A 20,161-nucleotide genomic window follows, 5' to 3' on the forward strand; every position below is an offset into this window, starting at 1 on the left:
CGCAACTCGCTACGACCGCTGCCCAACCGTCTTCTTCTCTGCCGTCGCCCTCGCGGCCACCGTCATCTTCTGGCTATGACCAATGAGTCCTGACCCTAAGACGGGTCAGGCGATCCGCATGGGATCGGCGTCGGAGAACGGCACGGAGGTCGTCGTCGGCACCGCGGTGATGCGGATCGGACAGAACAGCCGCAACGTCGCGACCGCGGTCGCCGATCGGTTGAAGTCGATCAACGCCTCGCTGCCACCCGACGTAGTGGTGCAGCCGGTCCTCGATCGCACAGCCCTGGTCAATTCCACCATCAAGACGGTGGCGAAGAATCTCGGCGAAGGCGCACTGCTCGTCATCGTCGTGCTGTTCCTGTTGCTCGGCAACTTCCGCGCCGCGCTGATCGCCGCGGCGGTCATCCCGGTCACGATGATGCTGACCGGGTTCGGAATGTTACGGCTGGGGGTTTCGGCGAACCTCATGTCGCTCGGCGCGCTGGACTTCGGGCTGATCGTCGATGGTGCCGTCATCATCGTCGAGAATGCGTTGCGGCGTCTCGCCGAGCAACAGCATCACGAAGGTCGCCTGCTGAGCGTCAAGGAGCGGTTGGAGGCGGTCGCGACCGCGGCGCGCGAGATGATCCGTCCGTCCGTGTACGGGCAGGCAATCATCATCCTCGTCTATGTGCCCTTGCTGACGCTGACCGGCGTCGAGGGCAAGACGTTCGTGCCGATGGCGCTCACCGTCATCATCGCGCTGCTGTTCGCGTTCGTCCTGTCGCTGACCTTCGTGCCTGCGGCGATCGCCATCTGGCTGTCGCGGAGGGTGAACGAGGAGGACGGGCGGATCATCTCGTGGCTGAAGCAGCGCTACGAACCGGGCCTTGAGAAGGCGATGAAGCGACCGTCGATCACCATCGGCGCCGGCGTCGTCAGCCTCGTCGCCGCGGCGCTTGCCTTCACGACGCTGGGACAGGTGTTCCTCCCCCAGCTCGACGAGGGCGACCTGCTCATCCAGGCGCTGCGCATTCCGGCGACATCGGTGCAGCAGAGCCAGGCGATGCAGGTGCCGATCGAGCGCATGGTCTCGAAGCAACCCGAGGTGCGGTTCGTCTTCTCCAAGACGGGCACGGCCGAGCTGGCTTCGGACCCGATGCCGCCCAACGCGACCGACATGTTCGTCATCCTGAAGCCGCATGCGGAATGGCCCGACCCCAAACTGGAGAAGGCCGCGCTGGTCGAGCGGCTGGAGACGAAGCTCGCGCAGTTCCCGGGCAACGCCTATGAGATCACGCAGCCAATCCAGATGCGGTTCAACGAGCTGATCGCCGGCGTGCGCGGCGACATCGCGGTGAAGGTGTTCGGCGACGACTTCGCCTCCATGAACCGCACCGCCGAACAGATCGCCGGCATCCTTCGCCGGACGCAAGGAGCGGCTGACGTGAAGGTCGAACAGACGACGGGACTTCCCATGCTCGACATTCGCGTCAACCGCGACGCGATGGCACGGGTCGGCGTCACCGCGCAGGATGTGCAGGACACCATCACCGCCACGCTCGGCGGTCGCGAGTCCGGCATGATCTTCGAGGGAGACCGGCGCTTTCCGGTGGTCATCCGCCTGTCGGACGCCGAGCGCGCCGACCTGGGGCTGCTCGAACAGGTGCAGGTGCCGGTCGCCGGCGGTGGCTATGTGCCGCTGTCCAGCGTCGCCGATATCGGCGTCGTCGACGGGCCGAACCAGATCAGCCGCGAGAACGGCAAGCGCCGCGTCGTCGTCCAGGCGAACGTCCGCGGACGCGACGTCGGCAGCGTGGTCGCGGATGCGCAGGCGGCGGTCGCCGGCGTGCGCCTGCCGGCGGGCAGCTATCTCGAATGGGGCGGCCAGTTCGAGAATCTCGAATCCGCCAGCCAGCGGCTCAAACTCGTGGTGCCGGCGTGCTTCGTGCTGATCCTGCTGCTCCTCTACGGGGCCTTGGGATCGGTACGCGATGCGGCGATCGTCTTCACCGGCGTGCCCTTCGCGCTGGTGGGAGGCGTGCTGCTGCTGTTCGTTCGCGGCATGGACTTCTCGATCTCGGCCGCGGTGGGATTCATCGCATTGTCGGGTATCGCGGTCCTCAACGGCCTCGTCATGGTTAGTTCGGTGCAGGAGCTGATCCGGTCGGGCATGGACCGGGCCGAAGCGGCGCGGACGGGCGCGCTCCAGCGATTGCGCCCGGTCGTCATGACCGCGCTGGTCGCCAGTCTCGGCTTCGTACCGATGGCATTCGCCAGCGGAGCCGGCGCGGAAGTGCAGAAGCCGCTCGCGACCGTCGTCATCGGCGGCCTGATCTCGGCGACGCTGCTGACGCTGTTCGTGCTGCCGACGCTTTACGCCCGGTTCGGGCAGCAAGCGGTCAAGGTCGACGACGCGGATAGGGCGGACGACGGCGCGCCGCTGCCGCAACCCGCATGATCGCGTCTGGCAGGGGGGACTGACGATGGCGGCGCTCAAGTTCGCACTGATCCCCATGATCGCGATCATGATCGGCGCGCTTCTCGCCGGGTGGCGCACACCCGGCGAGAGGCTGGTCGCCGCCATGCAGCACCTTGCAGCCGGCGTCGTATTTGCCGCGGCGGCGACCGAAATCCTGCCGCTGGTGATGCACGGGGGATCGCCGGCTGCGACGCTGATCGGCGGTGCGATCGGCGTCGCGGTAATGCTGGGCCTCAAGGCGGCGGAAGGCCGGTTTGACGGCCCCGTGGCGCTGCTCGCCGCGATCGGGCTCGATCTTGCTATTGACGGCCTGGTTCTGGGTCTGGCCTTCATCGCCGGCGAGAAGGCGGGCACGTTGCTGGCGGTCGCGCTGACGCTCGAAGTGCTGTTCCTGGCCCTGACGCTCACCAATGATCTGACGAGCCGGTATCGCAAGATGAAGGCGATCGGCCTAACCTGCGCGCTTGCGCTGCTGGTGCCGATCGGCGCACTCGTCGTGCAGCCCGTGGCGCTGCTGTCGCCGGTGTGGATCACGGGATTCCTGAGTTTCGGCCTGATGGCGCTGCTCTACCTCGTCACCGAGGAGCTGCTGGTCGAGGCGCACGAGAAACCGGACTCTCCGCTCATCAGCGCGATGTTCTTCGTCGGCTTTCTCGCACTGCTGCTCATCGAGGAGATCGCGATGTGACCGGCCTGACCTTGAGCGGTGTCGATGTGCGCCGCGATCCATCCCGTAAGGAGAAGAAAATGTCGATCACCACGGCGCGATGGTCCTTTCTGGCCGCTGCGATTGCCCTGTCTGCGTGTTCCGGCGGCAAGCCGGCGGGCCAGTTCGGATCGAACGAGTCCGGTGCGACCGATGCCATCCACGGATCGAGCGCACGGCACGGCCGGCATGGCGATGCCGTCGACCGGCGATCCTGATACCGACTTCCTTCGGGGCATGATCCCGCACCATGAAGGTGCGGTCGATATGGCTCGCGCCGAGCTTGCCAACGGCACCGATCCGAAGGTGCGCGCGATGGCGGAGGAGGTGATCCGGACCCAACAGGCCGAAATCGTGAAGATGCAGGCCTGGCTCGCCGAACGGCAAGCCACAAAGAAGGGGACGCGATAATGGCACACGATCACGGCGAAGCCGGGCACAGCCACGACCATACGGCCGGCGCCAACGCCAAGATGCTCAGATGGGCGCTTGCCCTGACGGCGACCTATCTCGTGGCAGAGGTGGTCGGCGCCTTCGTGTTCAACAGCCTCGCGCTGCTGTCCGACGCAGCCCATATGATGACCGACGTCGCCGGTCTGGTCATCGCGTTGATGGCGATCCATCTCGGCAAGAAGGCTGCCGACGACAAGCGGACGTTCGGCTACAAACGACTGGAAATCCTCGCCGCGACCTTCAATGCGATCCTGCTGTTCGTCGTCGCCATGTATATCCTTTACGAGGCGATCCAGCGCTTCCGCGAGCCGCAGTCGATTCAGTCGACCGGCATGTTGATCGTCGCGGTCATTGGCCTCGTCGTGAACTTCGTATCGATGCGTCTGCTGACCGCCGGCAAGGACGAAAGCTTCAACGTCAAAGGCGCCTACCTGGAAGTATGGGCCGACATGATCGGCTCGGTCGGCGTCATCCTTGGTGCCCTCGCGATACGGTTCACGGGCTGGACGTGGGTCGATCCAGTCATCGCCATCGGCATCGGCCTGTGGGTGCTGCCGCGCACCTGGGTTCTGCTCAAGGGAACGATCAACGTGCTGCTGGAAGGTGTCCCCGGCGGGTTGAAGCTGCCGGAGATCCGTTCAACGATCGCCGCCATTCCGGGTGTCGCCGGCGTTCATGACCTGCACGTCTGGTCGATGGCTTCGGACGAGATCAATTGCACCGCCCATGTGACGCTCGGCGAGGGCGTCGATCCCGATAGCGTCAGGGTTGCAGTGACCAGAACACTCGACGAGAGGTTCGGGATCGAACATTCGACGATCCAGACCGAAGCGCCATCGCAAGCCTGTGAGGATGACCAGCACCTTCATCGCTAGCCATCTCGGCGATCGAAAGTCACAACCGGTATGCTCTATGTCGTCATCAAGGCAATGATCTCCGGTGCGATTATCGCGGCGGTTTCGGAGATCGCCAAGCGCAGTCCCGGCGTCGGCGCACTTGTCGCATCGTTGCCGTTAGTCTCTGTGCTGGGAATGATCTGGCTGTGGCGCGACACCCAAGATCGGGTGCTGATGGCGTCTCACGCCGGGGCGACTTTCTGGTTCGTGCTGCCATCGTTACCGATGTTCCTGCTGATCCCCGCGTTGCTCGGGCGCAACGTACCATTCTGGCTAGCGCTGGGCGCGGGGTGCCTCCTTACCATCCTGCTCTATCTCGGCCTGGTATGCCTTGGTCCACGCCTCGGCCTGCGGTTATAGGCCATCAGCGCAGGTCTCCCGCAATGTTGAGAGGCAACGCACACTAGACCAACGCCATATATCCGCTATGCTGGATATATGGAAAACGACTCGGCTATCACTGCGCTGGGCGCACTCGCACAGGGCACCCGCCTCGACGTGTTCCGCCTGCTGGTGCGGCACGAACCGGACGGCATGGCCGCAGGCGATATCGCCCGCCAGCTCGACGTGCCGCAGAACACCATGTCGGCGCATCTCGGAATCCTCGCCCGTGCGGGTCTGGTCCGCTCCGAACGGCATAGCCGCTCGATCATCTACCGTGCCGATCTGGACGGCCTGCGCGCGCTGACGCTGTTCCTCGTCAAGGATTGCTGCGCCGGCAATGCGGAGCTGTGCGCGCCGCTCGTCGCCGAACTCGCCCCCTGCTGCTGAAAGGACATCCCGTGGCCGTCGATATCGTCATCTATCACAACCCCGAGTGCGGCACGTCGCGCAACACGCTGGCGATGATCCGCAATGCCGGCATCGAGCCGCATGTGGTCGAATATCTGAAAACCCCACCCGCACGCGCGCTGCTAGTCGAGTTGATCGACCGCGCCGGCATGAGGCCGCGTGAGCTGCTGCGCGAGAAGGGGACGCCCTATGCCGATTTGGGCCTGGGCGACACGTCGCTGTCCGACGACGCGCTGGTGGATGCGATGATGGCGCATCCGATCCTCATCAACCGGCCGCTGGTTGTCTCGCCGCTCGGCGTGAAGCTCTGTCGGCCGTCCGATGCCGTGCTTGATCTGCTGCCAAGCGATCAGCTCGGCGCGTTCGCGAAGGAAGACGGGGAGAAGGTGGTCGATGCTTCGGGCCAGCGCGTCGCCTGATGCTCCTTGCCGTCCTGATCTTCGTCGCGACGATCGCGCTCGTCATCTGGCAACCCAAGGGACTCGGCATCGGGTGGAGCGCGATGGGCGGGGCCGTCGTGGCGCTGCTCGCGGGGGTGGTCACGCTGTCCGACGTGCCGGTGGTGTGGGGCATCGTCTGGAATGCGACCGCTGCGTTCGTCGCGATCATCGTCATCAGCCTGCTGCTCGATGAAGCCGGGTTCTTCGAATGGGCCGCGCTCCACGTCGCCCGCTGGGGCCGGGGGCATGGTCGTCGGCTGTTCGTCCTGATCGTGCTGCTCGGCGCGGCGGTATCCGCGCTGTTCGCCAACGACGGCGCGGCGCTGATCCTGACGCCGATCGTCATCGCCATGCTGCGGGCGCTCGGCTTCAAGGACAAGGCGACGCTGGCGTTCGTCATGGCCGCCGGGTTCATCGCCGACACCGCCAGCCTGCCGCTGGTCGTGTCGAACCTCGTCAACATCGTGTCGGCCGATTTCTTCAAGATCGGGTTCGGCGAATACGCGGCCGTGATGGTACCGGTCGACCTCGTGTCGATCGCCGCGACGCTGGGCGCGCTGCTGCTGTTCTTCCGGCGCGACATACCGACCGACTATGACGTGGGAGCGCTGCGCGCGCCGCGCGACGCGATCCGCGATGCCGCGACCTTCCGCGCCGGATGGATCGTTCTCGCGCTGCTGCTCGCCGGCTTCTTCCTGCTCGAACCGCTCGGCGTGCCGGTCAGCGCCGTGGCCGCTGCCGGCGCGATCCTGCTGCTGGTGATCGCGGGGCGGGGCCAGGTGATCTCAACGGCCAAGGTGCTGCGCGGCGCACCCTGGCAGGTCGTGATCTTCTCGCTCGGCATGTATCTCGTCGTCTACGGCCTGCGGAACGCCGGCCTGACCGATCATCTGGCGGCGCTGCTCGATCGCACGGCGCAAGGGGGCGTGTGGGGCGCGGCGCTGGGTACGGGCGTGATCGCGGCCGTCCTGTCGTCGGTGATGAACAACATGCCGACCGTGCTGGTAGGCGCGCTCTCGATCGACGCCACCCACGCCACGGGCGCGATCAGGGAAGCGATGATCTACGCCAACGTGATCGGCTGCGATCTCGGCCCCAAGCTGACGCCGATCGGTTCGCTCGCGACGCTGCTGTGGCTCCACGTCCTTGGACAGAAGGGCGTGCGGATCGGATGGGGCTATTACTTCCGTGTTGGCGTCACGCTCACCGTGCCGGTGTTGCTCATCACGCTCGCGGCGCTCGCGATCCGGATCAGCCTCGCGTGATGGGACTGACCATCACGACACTCGAACCCGCCGAGCTGGCCGGGTTGGCATGGTTCCTCAACGCTGCGAGCCTACCGAGCGCCGACCTCGCCGACCCTGGCCGCCTGTTCTTCCGGTTCGAGGCCGATAGCCTCGTCGGCTATGGCGGCCTGGAGGGGGAAGGGGCTGACCGCCTGCTCCGCTCGATCGTCATCCTTGCCGATCGCCGCGGGCATGGCCTGGGGCGGGCGTTGGTCGCCACCCTCGAACGACAGGCGCGCGACTTCGGGGTGCGTCGCCTCCATCTGCTGACGACGACGGCCGCGCCATTCTTCCGGGCGCTTGGCTATGCCGACGCAGATCGCGGCGCTGCTCCCCCGGCCGTCGCCGCATCGCGCGAGTTTACCGCGCTATGCCCGGCGTCGGCCGCCTATCTCGTGAAAGCTCTCTGATGCCGCTCCGCACGCTTGCCGATCCCGATACCCTGCCGGCACTCGATCCCGCCTATGCCATCCAGCGGCCGGCGCTGGGGCTTGGCCCGCTCGATTCCGCGCCGCGTATCCTTCTGCTCTATGGTTCGCTGCGCGAACGGTCCTTCTCCCGGCTGTGTGTCGAGGAAGCGGCGCGCCTGCTCCGGTTCTTCGGCTGCGAGACGCGCATCTTCGATCCATCGGCCCTGCCGCTGCCCGACCAACATGCCGGCGACGACCATCCGGCCGTCCATGAGCTGCGCGAGCTGTCTCTATGGTCGGAGGGTCAGGTGTGGTGCAGCCCGGAACGTCACGGGCAGATCACCGGCATCATGAAATTGCAGATCGACCATCTGCCGCTGTCGATGGGCGGGATGCGCCCGACGCAGGGGCGGACGCTCGCGGTCATGCAGGTGTCGGCCGGATCGCAGTCGTTCAACAGCGTCAACACGCTGCGCGTGCTGGGTCGCTGGATGCGGATGGTGACGATCCCGAACCAGTCGAGCGTCGCCAAGGCGTTCAATGAGTTCGATGACGACGGACGGATGAAGCCATCGAGCTACTATGACCGGATCGTCGATGTGATGGAGGAGCTGGTGCGGTTCACGGTGCTGCTGCGCGCGCATACTGTGCAACTGGTCGATCGCTATTCAGAGCGAAAGGAAGCCGGGGTGCCGATCAATACTGCGATGGACCTGTCCAGCATCGCGATTGCGCCGTAGGTCTCACAACTGAACTGCCTAAAAGAATTGACTATTTCCGATGCTTGCGAAGTGATGAAGCTCTCGCCGCGCTGGCTCACTCGACCCAGCTCGAAGCCGAGCGAGGCCAATTAACAGCGTAAACCACGACCATATTTTACATAATCTATGTTATCAATCTTGTACGTTTGTAAGCGCTAGATACAAATGACACCATCCTGCTAGATAGAAACGGCACTGCCGGTGCTGTCAGCGGATCGCCGGTGTCATAGCCTTCCTCGGCAACGAGGACGCGCATGGTATGACGGTGCTGACGATGAGTGCTGCAGAGATCACCCGGTTCAACACGCTGATGCGGCTCGACCGCGGCGAGATCCGGATCCCGGACGCGATGGAGCTGCTGGGCCTACAGCGGCGGCAAATCTACCGGCTGCTCGATCGCCTGCGACAGGAAGGCGCTGCGGGTCTCGTGTCGCGCAAACGTGGGCGACCGAGCAATCGGCGCTACAGCGATGCCTTTCGCGCCGAGGTGGTCGCGCTGGTGCGAGAAAACTATGCCGACTTTGGGCCGACGCTCGCGCGCGAGTATCTCGCCGAGCGCCACGGCCTTGGCTTGTCTTGCGAGACGCTCCGGCAGATCATGATGGAAGCCGGGCTTTGGAAGGACCGCGCCGCCAGGCGCCCTCGCCCCTACCAGCCTCGCTACCGGCGCGACTGTCGCGGTGAGCTGGTCCAGGTCGATGGTTCGAAACACTGGTGGTTCGAGGGCCGCGGCCCGCAATGTACGCTGCTGGTGTTCATAGACGATGCCACGAGCGAGCTGATGCACCTCGAGATGGTCGAGAGCGAGAGCACGTTCTCCTACATGCGCGCGACGCGCACGTACCTCGAGCGGCACGGCAAGCCGGTCGCTTTTTACACGGACAAGCACAGTGCGTTCCGCAACAACACGGCCTCGGCGAATGGCGACGGCATGACCCATCTTGGACGCGCGTTGGACCGGCTGAACATCGACTTGATCTGCGCGAACTCGCCGCAAGCGAAGGGGCGCGTCGAGCGGGCCAACGCGACGCTGCAGGACCGGCTCGTCAAGGCGATGCGGCTCCACCGCATCGACACCATCGACCAAGCCAACGCCTTCCTCCCCTCCTATATGGCGCAGCACAACCAACGGTTCGCCAAGGCGCCGTTCGACCCGCGCGATCTGCACCGGCCGCTCGCCATCCACGAGAACCTCGAAGCCGAGATGGTATGGCGCGAGCAGCGCACCGTCACCGGCGCCCTCACCCTCCACTACAACAAGGCGATGTTCATCCTGGAGCCGACCCTGGTCGCACAGGGGCTCGCGCGCAAGAAGGTGGATGTGTGCGAATATCCGGACGGCCGGCTCGAGATCCAGCACGAGGGTGAGACCCTGCCCTATCGCGTCTTCGACAAGATGCGCAGGGTGAACCAAGCGCCGGTGGTCGACAGCAAACACCTGGACGCCGCTCTGGCGCTCGCCCATGCCATCCAGCAGGTCCAGCCGCACCACGCCAAGCGCAACAACCACGAGCCCGCGCGTACCGCTCAGCCCAGCGGGATGTTCAAGGCCCCCTCGCCCGTCCCCCCTGGGCCTAAGCTGGATCGCCGCAAACTGGGCAATCAGCGCCTGAAGCGAGGCCCTCGCCTCTCCAACGACGACCTCGTCGCGCGCGGCCTGGGCGAGTATGTCCGCCAACACATCGGATGACCGAAGGCTGTGCCTGTCGGCGCCTCAAACGCGATGGAGTTTTGAGTGCTTCTAAGCAGACACGCGGTAAAGCCTGCACGGGAGTGCCCTGTGTCCCCTCAGCCTGGGTGGACGCTGGGCGAACCAACATGTATCTTAGGCGTTGGAGGACCAGGATGCGCGTGAATACCAGCACTTCGATGCGTTTGGCCCGCCGGGTCAAAAGCAGGTACGGCACATGGCAGGCCGTGCGACAGGCGTCGCGCGTCGAGAACGGCGTGTACGTCGTGAGCGCTAACGCGGCCACCGATAGCGACAAGCAGGACGGCTCAATTCCCGTCACGGCATAACCGGCTTGGCCTTCAGCTACTCGCTTTTTCTCGTTCTGCTGCTGATCTTCCCGGGCCTGTGCTTCTGGGCTGGCTGGCGTGCCGGCGAACGAACCGACTTCCTGAGCCCGTCGCCGGATCGACCGAACTCCACCCTTACGCTGTTCATGGTGGTCTTCGGCACCATTGTAGGACATCTGCTAGGAACGGGCTTCTTCGCTCTGCAAACGGCCTGGTGTCAGACAACCGGCTTCTGTGTCGGTGTCGGCTTCGACCCCAACATATACCGCGCCTTGTTGCGGGGTGCTTCCGATGCTCGAGGCGCGACAGACTTTGCATTGGAAGCATGGCTATTGGCGATGCTCCTCATCGGCGTGGTGACAGGCGTCGTCGCCCAGTGGCTCGTGCAGCGCGACGCCGTGAGTGGCAAGACGGACCCCATCGCGTTCGGATGGCTCAACCCCGCCGTGCAGGCGGTCAAAAAAGGCGACTCCTTCGTCGTCGCCTATGTGCTTACCAAGACCAGCCACGACGGCTTCATCGTGGCTTATGAGGGCACGGTTCAGCAGCTCGCGCTCGACGAAGACCAGTCGATCAAGCTGGTCATCCTCAACGACGTCGACCGTTTCCTGGTCAAAATTTCTGAGAGCGGCCTAGACCGGGTCGACACAAGCTCGACGCCGATCACCCAATTGCAGGTGACAGCGGCCGAGATTGCAAATGTGGCACTGGAGGTCGTGCAGGCGCCAGCTGCGGATGTTGAGGCCGTCGCACAAGAGGACGCGGCTGAACGGAGCTGACCAGCCTCACGGTCAGCCGAACCGCGCTGGCCAAACCCGTCTCGAAAAGGATGCTGAAACGGGAAAGCTTGCGGCTTCTCAGAAGCCTCGTTTACTTAACCCCGAAGTCGATCGCCAGCGCCTCTCGCTCTATCTCGGAAGCCGTATGGTGACACCAAAGGCCCACTCGGATCGGGACAGAAGGGCATCGCCGCCATGACCAACGGCGATGGCGCGAACCAGAGCAAGGCCCAGCCCATGTCCATCGGTGGTGCGTGACGCCTCGGCGCGGGCGAAACGCTGAAACAGGCGTTTGGCATCAACAGGAGGAACGCCCGGACCATTGTCCTCCAGTGTCACTTCAATCGCATCATGCGACACCTTGGCGGAGAGCTTCGCGGCGGTGCCGGCCGGCGTATGCCGCAACGTATTCTCCAGAAGGTTCGACAATGCCTGCGCGAGCAGGCGCCGGTCGCCCTCGATATGCAGTCCGGGCATGACGTCGATCGTCAGCGTATGGCCGGCAGCCTCAAAGTCGGGACGATAAGTTTCGGCCATGTCCTCCAGCAGCGCCGACAGATCGACCGCTCCCAACGCTCGACGTTCAGCCAACCCTTCGACCTCGGCGATGCGCAGCAGCGCGGCGAATATCTCCAGCAGATCGTCGGCCTGCCGCCGTGCCGCCTCGATCGCGTCTTTGTCCCCGGTCGCGGCGCGATCAAGCTGGTTGCACAGGCGGGTAAGGGGGGTGCGCAGGTCGTGCGCCACGTCGGTCGACACCTGCCGCAGATTATCCATCAACGCGGCGATGCGGTCGAGCATCCGGTTGAGCGTGGCGGCGAGGCGATCGAACTCGCTGTCCGACCCGTCGCGCGGCACCCGCTGCGTCAGGTCGCCGGCGATGATCGCCTGCGCCGTGGCATCGATGCGCGACAGGCGACGCCGGGTTAGCCATCCGACCAGCACGGCTGCGCCGATTCCCAGCGCCAGCATCGCCGCAAGCGCGGTGGCGAACAGCGACGCCAGTGTCCGGTCGATCGCGGCAAGGTCACGTCGATCAGCGACGACGACGAGCATCCCACCGGGCAGCGGTGTCGCAAGCGCCTGACCGACGCCGGTCACGTTGCCACGTCGGAAGCCGAAATGCTCCTGATAGCCTGGCTCGACCGGCGTCAGCGGCGTGATCGTCGCTGCGATCGGCCGCCCGGCGCGGTCAACGAGCAGATAATCAAGGCTCGCTTCGTTGCGCGCATCCTCGCGTAGGTGGATTGCCTCGGACACCGCCGCCAGACCACCTTCGCGCGCTTCTGCGACGAGCGCGCGGGTCTCCACCGCGACCCGATGGTCCAGTTGCTCCTCCAGTGCCTCGTGCGTCACTTCATAGGCGACGGCACCGATCGCCAGCGTCGCGGCGCTGAACGCCAGCGCGACAAGCACAACGATGCCGAAGGTCGAGCGCCACAGGCGGGTGAGCATCTACTCGCCCCGGATCATGTAGCCAGCACCTCGCACCGTCTCGATCGCATCGGCGTCGAAGCCGGCGTTGAGCTTGGAGCGCAGCCGGCTCAGATGCGTCTCGACGATGTTGGTCTTCGGGTCGAAGTCGAAATCCCACACCCGCTCCAGCAGCATGGTGCGCGTCATCACCCGGCGCGGATTGCGCATCAGCTCGGCGAGCAGCGCGAACTCGCGCGGTTGCAGGGTGACGCGTCGGCCGTCGCGCTCGACGGTGCGGCGATGCAGATCGAGGACGATATCGCCGACCCGCAGCAGATGCGCGTCATCGCCGCGTGGTGCCGGCCGGCGCGCCAGCGCATTGAGGCGGGCGGCCAGTTCGGAGAAGGCGAAGGGCTTTACCAGATAGTCGTCGGCCCCGCCCTCCAGCCCCTCGACGCGATCGGCAATCCCGCCGACCGCGGTCAGCATCAGAACCGGCGTCGCATCGCCCGCCGCGCGCAACGCCTTCACCAGCGCCAGCCCGTCGAGGCCGGGCAGCATCCGGTCGACCACGATCGCGTCGAACCCCCCGCCGGTCGCCTGGAACAGCCCGTCGCGGCCATCCTCGCTGACCGCGACCTGATGCCCGGCCTGGCCCAGTCCCTGCGCGACGAAGGCGCGGGTGTCGCTATCATCCTCGACGATCAATATCCGCATTGCCCAATTATCGCGTAGCGGCGTCGGTTCGCCAACCGCCGCCCAAGGCGCGGAACAGAGCGACCTCGTTCTGCGACACCGCCAGATCGGACTGGACCTGTTGGAGGGTCGCCGATGCGATCGCGCGCTGGGCATCGACTTGGAGCAGGCCGGGCGCGTCGCCAAGGCGGACGCGGGCACCTGCGCGGCGCGCATAGGCCTGCGCCTCGCGCGAGGCGGTCGCCAGATCGCGGTTGCGACGGGTTTCGGCATCGTAGGTCGCCAAGGCCGTCTCGACCTCGCGCAGTGACCGCAGCACCGCCACGTCCCACCCGGCCAGCGCCGCGCGCTCGGTCGCGCGGGCCTGTTCGAGACGTGCGCGTGCCGGTGCCTGGTTGGGAAAGGCCCAGCTGACGAGCGGCGTCACCGCCGCACTGATCCCGCCGGACAGCAACCCGACAGCCCCGCCCAGATTGACCCGTGGATAGAGGTCCGCGCGTGCCACGCCGATCCGTGCGGCCGCGGCGGCAAGGCGGCGCTCTGCTTCGCGCACGTCGGGACGGCGTAGCAGCAGCGCGGTGCCGTCGCCGACCGGTGCCGCCCCGCGCAGACGGGGCGCGGCGGTGCAGGCGAAGCGGTAGGCGCGCGCTTCGGCGGGCGGGCGCCCCTGCAGCGTCGCGAGCCGGTACAGCGCATTGGCGCGCTGCGCCTCGAACGGGGCGATGGCGGCACGAGTGGCAGCGGCGATCGTCGCGACCTGCGAGACTTCCAGCGGCGACACCTCGCCGGCACGCAACTGCTCGCGCACGAGAGCGAGCGAACGGTCCTGCGCCGCAGCGACCTCGCGCGCGGTGGCGATGGCGCGGGTCGATCCGCACAGGTCGACATAGGCCAGCACGGTATCGGCAACGACCGCAACGCGCAGTCCGTCGACGACGGCCACTTGCGCCTCGGTATCAGCGCCCGCCGCGGTCGCGGCCGAGCGAAGCCGGCCGAACAGGTCGAGGTCCCAGCTCGCGGTTGCGGCGATATCGTAATCCGTCGTGGGCACATTGCCCGACGCACTCGGTTGTCCGGCGGGATTGTCGATGCCCAGCGCGCTCTCGATCGTCGTCTGCGGCAACCGCGCTGCCCGTGCCTGTCGCAATGCCGCGCGTGCGCCGTCGAGATTGGCATAGGCGACGCGCAGATCGGCGTTGGCGGCGAGGGCCGATAGGACCAGTCCGTCGAGGACTGGATCGTCGTAGAGCCGCCACCAGTCATCCGGCACCGGCGCGATCGACGCGACGGGAAGTCGGGCGAACTCGCCCGTCGCGCTGGGTGGGGCGATCGTCGGCGGAGGTGCGGGCACGCTCATGCACGCGGAGGCGAGCAGCGCGACGGCGGGGACGAGGCGACGGATCATGCCAGCGCCTCCTTGTGTGCGGCAGCAGGCGGCACGGCGCGTTTCTCGCCATAGCGAGCGTAGAGCGCGGGCAGCAGCAGCAGGTTGAGCGCGGTCGACGAGATGAGACCGCCGAGGATCACGATCGCCATCGGATGCTCGATCTCGTGCCCCGGCGCGTTGCCCGCGACGATCAGCGGCACCAGCGCGAGGCCGGCACAGGCGGCGGTCATCAGGATCGGCACCAGTCGCTCCTCCGCGCCGCGCAGCACCAGTTCGCGGCCGAAGGTCATGCCCTCATGGCGTTCGAGATGCTGATAGTGCGACAGCAGCATGATGCCGTTGCGCGCGGCGATGCCGATGACGGTGACGAAGCCGACCAGCGAGCCGAGCGACAGCACCCCGCCGGTGAGCGCGACCGCGACCACGCCCCCGACCAGCGCGAACGGCAGGCTGACGGCGACCAGCGCGGTGATCCGGCGCGAGCGGAACTCCATCCACACCAGCAGCAGGATGCCGACGAGGCACAGCGCGCCGATGCTCCACAACCGGCTGCGCGATTCCTTCAGCGCGGCATATTCGCCCAGCACCTGCGGGTGATAGCCGGTCGCGAACGGCACCTTCGCGACCGCGGCGTCGACCGCCTGCGCGACGGTGCCGAGATCCGCGCCCGCGACGTTCATCGTCACGTCGAGGCGGCGCTGGCCGTTCTCGCGCTTCACCTCGTTGGGAGCGGGCGCGATCTCGATATCGGCGATGTCTCCGAGCCGCACCGGCGCGCCGGTGACGGGTGCCTGGATCATCAGGTCGCGAAGCGCATGGACGCTGTTCCGCACCGCCGGCTCACCCCAAACCGCGACGTCAAACGCGCGCTGGTCGCGGTAGATTTCGCCGACCTTGGCCTGCGCCACTAAGACCTGCGCCTGCCGGCGGACCTCGCCCGCGGTCAGCCCGAGCCGGGCCAGTTCGCCGGCGCGCGGGCGGATGCGGATTTGCGGGACCAGCACCTGGCTCTCCAGCTTCAGGTCGGACACGCCCTGAATACCGCCGATCGCGTCCCGAACACGCGCGCCGGCCGCGCGCAGCTCCGCCTGGTCAGGGCCGTAGATGCGGACGACGATGGTCGCGCCGGCACCAGTCAGCACCTCCTTGATCCGCTCGCGCAGATAGGTCAGCACATCGCGGTAGAGGCCGGGATAGCCCTCGACCACCTCCTTGATCCGCTTCACCGACGCATCGTAATCGGCATTCTCATCCAGGCTGATCCAGAGTTCGGTGAAGTTGGGACCGACCACCTCGTCGGCCTGCTCGGCGCGACCGATATGCGCGCCGAAGTTGCGCACACCGGGGATGCTGCGCAGCTCCTTCGACGCGCGGATCGTAATCCGGTCCATCGCCTCGATCGACGTGCCCGGCTTCTCGACGAAGTGCATCAGGAAGTCGGTTTCGCGGAAGTCGGGAAGGAACTGGTCCTTGAAGGTCGCATAGCCGACCCCCGCCAGCAGCAGCCCGCCCGCAACGATCCCGACCGCCAGCGCCGGCCTTCCCACCACGCACGGCAGGAAGCCGACATAGCGACGCTTCAATCCGGCGACGAAGCGGGTGTCGCGCTCCTCGGTAAGCGGCGCGTTCGGCAGGAGCAGCAGGCACATCGCCGGCGTGACGGTCAGCGCGACCAGCAGCGACATGCCGATCGCCAGCACATAGGCGATGGCGAGGGGCTGGAAGAAGGTGCCGGCTACCCCGCCGAGGAAGAAGATCGGCACGAACACCAGCATCACGATCAGCGAGGCGAACACGACCGCCGAGCGCACCTCCAGCGACGCGGCCAGCACCACCGCGAACGCGGGCTTCGGATCGGCCGCCTCGCGGTTCAGCCGCAGGCGACGGGCGATATTCTCCACGTCGATGATCGCGTCATCGACCACCTCGCCCAGCGCGATGACGAGGCCGGCAATAATCATCACGTTGATCGTCGCGCCCGACCAGAGCAGCATCATGCCGGCGCCGAGCAGCGACAGCGGGATCGCGACGAGGCTGATCGTCGCCTGCCGCCAGTCGCGGGTGAACAGGAACAGCACCGCCGCCACCAGCGCGCAGCCGATCATCAGCGCACGGGTGAGATTGTCGATCGATCGTTCGATGAAGGTCGCCGGCCGGAAGATCGTCGTGTCGACCTTCGCGTCCTTCAAACCGGGCTTCAGGTCGGCGAACGCCGCTTCGACCGCGCGGGTCAGCTCCAGGGTGTTGGCGGTCGGCTGCTTCTCGACGATCAGCATGATGCCGGGACCGTCGTCGATGATGGCGTTGCCGATCGGCGCGTTGAAGCCGTCGACCACGCGCGCGACGTCGCCGATCCTGACCGGTGCTTCGCCTGCCTGCTTGACGATCGCTTGGCTGAGGTCAGCCGCCGTCTGGACGGTGCCCGCCTGCTGGACCGCAAGCCGCTGGTTGGGCGTGTCGACGAACCCGCCGCCCCCGACCAGAACCGCGTCGCCCGCCGCGGCGCGTACTTCCGCCAGCGTCACGCCGGAAGCGCGCAGACGATCGGGATCGACCAGCACCTGCAATTGCCGGTCGCGCTGGCCCCAGACCGCGACGTTGGCGACGCCGGGGACCGCCATCAGCCGTGGCCGGATCGTCCAGCGCACCAATTCGGACAACTGCATCTGGTCGAGCTTCGTCGACGACAGCCCGACCTTCATCGCGCGACTGGTGGAGGAAAGCGGCGGCATCAGCACCGGTTGACGCGCCGCGAGCGGCAGGCGCGGCTGCACCTGCGCGATCCGCTCTCCGACCATCTGGCGGGCGCGGATCACGTCGGACCCGCGCTCGAACAGGATCTGCACCGACGACAGGCCCAGCACCGATTTGGAGCGCAGCGTCATCAGGCCGGGAACGCCGTTGACCGCGGTCTCGATCGGCACCGTGACCAGGCTTTCGACCTCCTCGGTCGACAGCCCCGGGGCCTCGGTCTGGATTTCCACCATCGGCGGTGCGAACTCGGGGAACACGTCGAGCGGCACGTCGCGCCCGGCGCGGACCCCGAGCACCACCAGCAGCGCGGCGAGCGCGAGAACGAGGACGCGCTGCGCCAGCGCGAAATGGACGAGCCGGCCAAGCATCAGTGCGCCGCCCCGAACTCGGTACCGAACAGCTCCGCCGCGCCATCGGTCACGACCTGCGCGCCGACGGACAGCCCGCGCGCGAGCAGCGCCCGTCCGCCGCTTTCCGATGCCACCTCGACCCGCTGGCGGACGAAGGTGTCGGGCGCGGTCTTCTGATAGACCCACTCGCCGCCATGAATGTCACGCAGGATCGCGGCGGACGGGACCGACAGCCCCTCGGTCTGCCCGGCGAGCGGCAGGTCGACCGACACGCGCTGACCGACCCGGAAAGCCCGGTCGCGATTGTCGACGGCGTAATACAGGTCGACGGTGCCCGCGACGGTGTTGGCGGATGGCGGCGCCTGCACCGGACGGGCGCTGCGTGGCAGGCCGGCGTCGCCGAGCGTGCGGACCGTCGCGGCGGCCTCACGGCGCACATTCCCCATGTCGCTGCCGAACACCGACGCGCGGACCCACAGCACCGCTTGCGACCCGAGCGAGGCGACCGCAGGCCCAAGCAAGCGGCGCTGCTGACGTGCCGCGCCCAGCGCTGCCTGTGCTGCTGCCAATGCCGCCGCAGCTTCGTCACGCGCGCGCACGCTGCCCGCTTCCTCGCGCACCAGGCTCGCGGCGCGATCGAGCGCGATCCGGGCGAGGCGGGCCTGCGCCGATGCGCGCGCCAGTTCGGCATCGGCCGCGGCCTGCTGGCTGCCGATTTGCTGGAGGTTGGTCGTCGAATTGACCGGCACGCCGTTGGCGCTGATCGGCGGGACCACGATTTCACCGGCCACCTCGCGCGTTGCGGTGGCCGATCCTCCGCCGACACGCACCAAGCCGATGCCCAGGCGACGTTGCGCCTCGGGCGTCAGCGTCAGCTTCAGCAGCTCGCTTTCGTGCGCGATCGTCTCGGCATGGGCGGGCGGTGCGGAGGGCTTCGCAGTCTTCTCGCCGCAACCGGCAAGCAGGATCGGGATCAGAAGAAAAGTCTGGCGCATCGTGACGGCTTAGTCACGAAAGCATGGGCGCTGCTGGAGGCGACTATACAAAGTCCCAATGAAGCGGCCCCCCGCTCTGGTTGCAGACGAGGGGTCCCGAGGTCACCCCCGACTTTTATTCGGGTTCTGTCGCGCGTGAAGTTCGCACCCCCGTCAGGCGACGTCGGACGAACCATATTGCCGCCAGCACGATCGCGCCCAGCAGGAACAGGTCGATCTTGTGAAACCAGGCCGACAATCTCGGGTCTGTGTTCCAGCGGCTCCCGAGTACCTGGCCGGCATAGGCCAGCCCCAGGCACCAAGGCAGTGACCCTATGAAGGTGTATAGGTGAAAGCGCAGCAACGGCATCCGGGCGATCCCCGCAGGCAGCGCGATAAACGAGCGGATGCCCGGCAACATCCGACCTATCAGAACAGCCGCACCGCCGAAGCGCTCGAAAAACCGTTCCGATCGGTCAAGATCCTCGGGTGTGAGCAAAAGCCAGCGTCCGTAACGCTCGACCATGGGACGACCACCGCGGCGCCCCGCCTCATAAGCAAGAGCTGATCCGAGATTACAGCCAACTGCTCCCGCAATCGCTACCAGCCACAGGTCCAGGCGACCGGTCGAGACCAGATAACCGCTAAACGGCATGATGATTTCAGACGGCAGCGGGATGCAGGCGCTTTCGAGAGCCATCAAACCGATGATGCCAATATATCCGGTCGCAGCGATCACGGCGACGATCCAGCCCGCCAGCGTCGCGATGAGATTGCTTAGCCCATTCATTTTGATGTCCTTGGCGCTTCAGTTTTCTTGCGCAAATGTGCGTCGACGCTCGTTGGCAGCCGCGAAATGACCGCAAGCGTCGTTTCCTCGATCATGCGCTAACGGAGAGACGGCCAGCTGCTCGGCGCGGAATTCAGGTTATTGGTCCAAACAAAAATCTGCGTCACGATGGCGGTCCAGCCCAAGCCGATAGCCCAACCAGCGGCCACGTCCGTCGGCCAGTGGACGCCTAGAATGATCCGTGAAGCCCCGATTGCAAAAATCAGCAACATGGCAACGGAAGTTGCGACAGTCGCTCGACGACCTCGACGGGCCTGCGCAGCCATGACGATCGCTAGCGAGCCATAGACGAAAGCGGAGTCCATGGCGTGCCCGCTCGGGAAGCTAGCCGTTCGAACATCGACAAGATGCGCGACAATCATCGGCCGGGGCCGATCCACGAGTGCCTTTAAAACGCTGACGATAATCGCCCCACCTGCGGCCGTGCTCGCAAGATAGGCACACAACCGCCAGCGTTGCCTGCTCGCTAGATATGCGAGCCCGATCGCGGTCACGATCCACAAAGTGAGGTTGTTACCCATCATGGTCGCACCGTGGGAAGCCACGATCAGCGGACCATGATCGCCGGTGCGCTCGCGCACCCACACGAGAATGGCCGCATCGAAACCCGTCACCCGGCCTGTGGCGAAGAGCGACGCGGCGACGAGTAGAAGCCCTGCGCCCAGCGCGAGCAGTGAGCCCCCGTAGAGTATCCGCATGGGGACAGTCACCCGACTTATTCCATTTGG

General features: G+C 66.3%; 20 protein-coding genes and 1 pseudogene. 14 read left to right on the top strand and 7 right to left on the bottom strand.

Annotation, left to right across the window (positions count from 1 at the left end; all coding sequences use genetic code 11):
* Positions 1-97 precede the first annotated feature (97 nt).
* From ASF14_RS06250 to ASF14_RS06310, 14 genes and pseudogenes are all read left to right on the top strand, one after another.
* Positions 98-2,443, top strand: a pseudogene (locus tag ASF14_RS06250) (efflux RND transporter permease subunit); the annotation flags it as partial.
* A gap of 25 nt (positions 2,444-2,468) precedes the next feature.
* Positions 2,469-3,152, top strand: coding sequence for a ZIP family metal transporter (locus ASF14_RS06255; RefSeq protein ID WP_018251250.1), 684 nt, complete (start codon positions 2,469-2,471; stop codon positions 3,150-3,152).
* Entirely contained in the window at positions 3,149-3,388 is a 240-nt protein-coding gene (locus ASF14_RS22155) for a hypothetical protein (RefSeq protein WP_018251251.1), read from the top strand. The genes ASF14_RS06255 and ASF14_RS22155 overlap by 4 nt, the downstream gene beginning before the upstream one ends.
* A complete protein-coding gene (gene copM / locus ASF14_RS22160; protein ID WP_231376782.1) occupies positions 3,324-3,581 on the top strand; it encodes a CopM family metallochaperone in 258 nt (85 codons plus the stop codon). The genes ASF14_RS22155 and copM overlap by 65 nt, the downstream gene beginning before the upstream one ends.
* Positions 3,581-4,498, top strand: coding sequence for a cation diffusion facilitator family transporter (locus ASF14_RS06270; RefSeq protein WP_018251253.1), 918 nt, complete (start codon positions 3,581-3,583; stop codon positions 4,496-4,498). The genes copM and ASF14_RS06270 overlap by 1 nt, the downstream gene beginning before the upstream one ends.
* Before the next feature lie 30 nt (positions 4,499-4,528).
* A complete protein-coding gene (locus tag ASF14_RS06275; RefSeq protein ID WP_018251254.1) occupies positions 4,529-4,879 on the top strand; it encodes a DUF3147 family protein in 351 nt (116 codons plus the stop codon).
* A 78-nt stretch (positions 4,880-4,957) separates the two neighbouring features.
* A complete protein-coding gene (locus ASF14_RS06280) occupies positions 4,958-5,290 on the top strand; it encodes an ArsR/SmtB family transcription factor (RefSeq protein ID WP_018251255.1) in 333 nt (110 codons plus the stop codon).
* 11 nt (positions 5,291-5,301) lie between these two features.
* Positions 5,302-5,730: an arsenate reductase (glutaredoxin) gene (gene arsC / locus ASF14_RS06285; RefSeq protein ID WP_018251256.1), complete on the top strand. Its 429-nt coding sequence runs from the start codon at positions 5,302-5,304 to the stop codon at positions 5,728-5,730.
* Positions 5,730-7,016, top strand: coding sequence for an arsenic transporter (locus ASF14_RS06290; protein WP_043061442.1), 1,287 nt, complete (start codon positions 5,730-5,732; stop codon positions 7,014-7,016). The genes arsC and ASF14_RS06290 overlap by 1 nt, the downstream gene beginning before the upstream one ends.
* The gene (arsN2, locus tag ASF14_RS06295) at positions 7,016-7,447 is read left to right on the top strand and encodes an arsenic resistance N-acetyltransferase ArsN2 (RefSeq protein WP_018251258.1); all 432 of its coding nucleotides are present in this window, start codon (positions 7,016-7,018) and stop codon (positions 7,445-7,447) included. The genes ASF14_RS06290 and arsN2 overlap by 1 nt, the downstream gene beginning before the upstream one ends.
* Positions 7,447-8,187, top strand: a complete 741-nt coding sequence (gene arsH, locus ASF14_RS06300) for an arsenical resistance protein ArsH (RefSeq protein WP_018251259.1) — start codon at positions 7,447-7,449, stop codon at positions 8,185-8,187. The genes arsN2 and arsH overlap by 1 nt, the downstream gene beginning before the upstream one ends.
* 280 nt (positions 8,188-8,467) lie before the next feature.
* Positions 8,468-9,898, top strand: a complete 1,431-nt coding sequence (locus ASF14_RS06305; RefSeq protein WP_056433019.1) for an ISNCY family transposase — start codon at positions 8,468-8,470, stop codon at positions 9,896-9,898.
* A gap of 155 nt (positions 9,899-10,053) precedes the next feature.
* A complete protein-coding gene (locus ASF14_RS21320; protein WP_156361063.1) occupies positions 10,054-10,227 on the top strand; it encodes a hypothetical protein in 174 nt (57 codons plus the stop codon).
* 5 nt (positions 10,228-10,232) lie between these two features.
* Positions 10,233-11,006, top strand: coding sequence for a hypothetical protein (locus ASF14_RS06310; protein ID WP_056433022.1), 774 nt, complete (start codon positions 10,233-10,235; stop codon positions 11,004-11,006).
* A 129-nt stretch (positions 11,007-11,135) separates the two neighbouring features.
* On the opposite strand, the gene ASF14_RS06315 is transcribed toward ASF14_RS06310, so the two are convergent.
* The 7 genes from ASF14_RS06315 to ASF14_RS06345 form a co-directional block, all read right to left on the bottom strand.
* Positions 11,136-12,461 carry a sensor histidine kinase gene (locus tag ASF14_RS06315; protein ID WP_056433025.1) on the bottom strand — a complete coding sequence of 442 codons (1,326 nt, stop codon included), beginning with the start codon at positions 12,459-12,461 and terminating at the stop codon, positions 11,136-11,138.
* Positions 12,462-13,139: a response regulator transcription factor gene (locus ASF14_RS06320; protein WP_056433028.1), complete on the bottom strand. Its 678-nt coding sequence runs from the start codon at positions 13,137-13,139 to the stop codon at positions 12,462-12,464.
* A gap of 7 nt (positions 13,140-13,146) precedes the next feature.
* Positions 13,147-14,523: an efflux transporter outer membrane subunit gene (locus ASF14_RS06325; protein WP_056433030.1), complete on the bottom strand. Its 1,377-nt coding sequence runs from the start codon at positions 14,521-14,523 to the stop codon at positions 13,147-13,149.
* Positions 14,520-17,627: an efflux RND transporter permease subunit gene (locus ASF14_RS06330; RefSeq protein WP_056433033.1), complete on the bottom strand. Its 3,108-nt coding sequence runs from the start codon at positions 17,625-17,627 to the stop codon at positions 14,520-14,522. Before ASF14_RS06330 ends, ASF14_RS06325 begins: the two co-directional genes overlap by 4 nt.
* Positions 17,627-18,604, bottom strand: coding sequence for an efflux RND transporter periplasmic adaptor subunit (locus ASF14_RS06335; RefSeq protein WP_056433036.1), 978 nt, complete (start codon positions 18,602-18,604; stop codon positions 17,627-17,629). The genes ASF14_RS06330 and ASF14_RS06335 overlap by 1 nt, the downstream gene beginning before the upstream one ends.
* Positions 18,605-18,719: 115 nt before the next feature.
* Positions 18,720-19,373, bottom strand: coding sequence for a DedA family protein (locus ASF14_RS06340; RefSeq protein WP_056433039.1), 654 nt, complete (start codon positions 19,371-19,373; stop codon positions 18,720-18,722).
* A gap of 98 nt (positions 19,374-19,471) precedes the next feature.
* A complete protein-coding gene (locus ASF14_RS06345) occupies positions 19,472-20,143 on the bottom strand; it encodes a phosphatase PAP2 family protein (RefSeq protein WP_168371508.1) in 672 nt (223 codons plus the stop codon).
* Positions 20,144-20,161: the final 18 nt, after the last annotated feature.

This window comes from Sphingomonas sp. Leaf257 (genome assembly GCF_001422185.1).
In the GTDB taxonomy this organism is placed as follows: domain Bacteria; phylum Pseudomonadota; class Alphaproteobacteria; order Sphingomonadales; family Sphingomonadaceae; genus Sphingomonas; species Sphingomonas yabuuchiae.

Coding starts and splice junctions, on each gene's coding strand:
- ASF14_RS06340 (WP_056433039.1), bottom strand. CDS start 19,373: ATGAATGGGCTAAGCAATCTCATCGCGACGCTGGCGGGCTGGATCGTC.
- ASF14_RS21320 (WP_156361063.1), top strand. CDS start 10,054: ATGCGCGTGAATACCAGCACTTCGATGCGTTTGGCCCGCCGGGTCAAA.
- arsH (WP_018251259.1), top strand. CDS start 7,447: ATGCCGCTCCGCACGCTTGCCGATCCCGATACCCTGCCGGCACTCGAT.
- ASF14_RS06335 (WP_056433036.1), bottom strand. CDS start 18,604: ATGCGCCAGACTTTTCTTCTGATCCCGATCCTGCTTGCCGGTTGCGGC.
- ASF14_RS06315 (WP_056433025.1), bottom strand. CDS start 12,461: ATGCTCACCCGCCTGTGGCGCTCGACCTTCGGCATCGTTGTGCTTGTC.
- ASF14_RS06305 (WP_056433019.1), top strand. CDS start 8,468: ATGACGGTGCTGACGATGAGTGCTGCAGAGATCACCCGGTTCAACACG.
- arsN2 (WP_018251258.1), top strand. CDS start 7,016: ATGGGACTGACCATCACGACACTCGAACCCGCCGAGCTGGCCGGGTTG.
- ASF14_RS06330 (WP_056433033.1), bottom strand. CDS start 17,627: ATGCTTGGCCGGCTCGTCCATTTCGCGCTGGCGCAGCGCGTCCTCGTT.
- copM (WP_231376782.1), top strand. CDS start 3,324: ATGCCATCCACGGATCGAGCGCACGGCACGGCCGGCATGGCGATGCCG.
- ASF14_RS06290 (WP_043061442.1), top strand. CDS start 5,730: ATGCTCCTTGCCGTCCTGATCTTCGTCGCGACGATCGCGCTCGTCATC.
- ASF14_RS06275 (WP_018251254.1), top strand. CDS start 4,529: ATGCTCTATGTCGTCATCAAGGCAATGATCTCCGGTGCGATTATCGCG.
- ASF14_RS06255 (WP_018251250.1), top strand. CDS start 2,469: ATGGCGGCGCTCAAGTTCGCACTGATCCCCATGATCGCGATCATGATC.
- ASF14_RS06325 (WP_056433030.1), bottom strand. CDS start 14,523: ATGATCCGTCGCCTCGTCCCCGCCGTCGCGCTGCTCGCCTCCGCGTGC.
- ASF14_RS06270 (WP_018251253.1), top strand. CDS start 3,581: ATGGCACACGATCACGGCGAAGCCGGGCACAGCCACGACCATACGGCC.
- ASF14_RS06320 (WP_056433028.1), bottom strand. CDS start 13,139: ATGCGGATATTGATCGTCGAGGATGATAGCGACACCCGCGCCTTCGTC.
- ASF14_RS06280 (WP_018251255.1), top strand. CDS start 4,958: ATGGAAAACGACTCGGCTATCACTGCGCTGGGCGCACTCGCACAGGGC.